We start from the raw sequence: 1,440 nt of genomic DNA on the forward strand, positions 1-1,440 counted from the left end.
TAATGCTTGTCAGTTAAGCTAACTGGCTGTCGGTTTAGAAGGCGGTCGCATCGGATAACGTTGCGGCCGCCTTTTTATTGAACGAGGGTAATATCGCTCTCGTCTTTCGGGCAGCACGAATGCGCTGGCCATTTCCATCATTTGCTCCATGACTTTGGGTATTTTTCCGGGTGAGATGTGTACCAGTATATGTAACTGCCCCACCAGATAATGAGAGGCTTGTTTGAAACTTATTTGATTCGGCTCAATATGCTTCAGGCTATAGGCCATTTGCGCCATCATATACCGCAATAAGTTATAAGCGACCAGCATGCCCCACAACTCCTGCTCAACCAGGTCAGGCCGTTTGCTGCGCAGGGTCAGCTCACTCTTCAGCATATATTGTTTCATTTCACGGTAAGCCTGCTCGATTTCCCAGCGATGAGCATATAAGTCAACGATATCGGCTTCAGGATAACGCATCGTGTCTGTCATTGAGGTTAATATCGCAACCTCTTTTTTAGCTATTTTCTTACACACTAAACGCGCCTGAACAGTGTCCGGTGCATTATCCCACTTCTTCTTAGCTTGTGGTGAGAGCCTAATTTCTACCAATTTGTCCGTGTCGCTAAAAGACTTCTTGACAGAGTATTGTGCGCCTTTTCTGAGGGGAATAAGCCAATGGCGCTCCTCACCGGCACGATGCCATTGATCCAGTAAACCCAGCGCATAAAACCCTTTATCGAACAGCGTCAGTGAGTGGTCCGGCGTCTGTTCAATCAGCCGGGCTGCCAGGTCTACTTCACTAACCTCTGCAATACTGCCGAACTCCGTCGAGGTGACTAAATGGCTGCTTACTTCCATTTGATTCACCATCCGAATTTGAGGATAGTCGGATTCAGCCCGCTGGTTAGCCGTTCGCCCATAGGAAGCATCATTCTCCGGTGTGTCCGGTGTACGCCAGACGGTGCCGTCGACAGCCAGAACCGATAGATTATTCCAGTGAGAAAGCGGTAGTTTATCGAACCACAGCTCATTAGTGAGCTCAAACATACGCTTCATAACATTAGCCCCCAAACGCTGACGAGCCTGAACTACGGCACTCGGCGCAACGTAAGGTCTTTTGCCGGGCAACATTAAATCAAGGTGTGAAACGAGCTGACGCATCGGCATCTCCCGAAATAATGCCATTCCTACGACCGCCCAGACCATAAAGTCCATTGGCAAACGGCGTTTGCGTACCGTTGTAACGCCCGCGTCTTCAAGGCATTGTTCGATTAACTCAGGCTCCAGCAGATCCGGTAGTTTACTAAAATCATCCGGCGTAAACTCCTGCAGTTGGTCCAGTGCTTGACTCAGAAACATAAAAAATCCGTAGTTAGAAAACCTAACTACGGATTTTGAAGTCTCTGCCGGATCGGTCAACCGATCGCTAAAATTTTTCTTAACTGATCGGCATTA

The 1,440-nt window shown here is 48.3% G+C and carries 1 protein-coding gene; it reads right to left on the reverse strand.

What is annotated here, in order from left to right; all coding sequences use genetic code 11:
* Nucleotides 1-18: 18 nt before the first annotated feature.
* Nucleotides 19-1,344 (reverse strand): IS4-like element ISIlo1 family transposase, encoded by a 1,326-nt coding sequence (locus DEU30_RS13550; protein ID WP_011234327.1) that lies wholly within the window; start codon nt 1,342-1,344, stop codon nt 19-21.
* Nucleotides 1,345-1,440: the final 96 nt, after the last annotated feature.

The organism is Idiomarina sp. 017G, assembly GCF_004362265.1.
GTDB classification, from domain to species: Bacteria; Pseudomonadota; Gammaproteobacteria; order Enterobacterales; family Alteromonadaceae; genus Idiomarina; species Idiomarina loihiensis.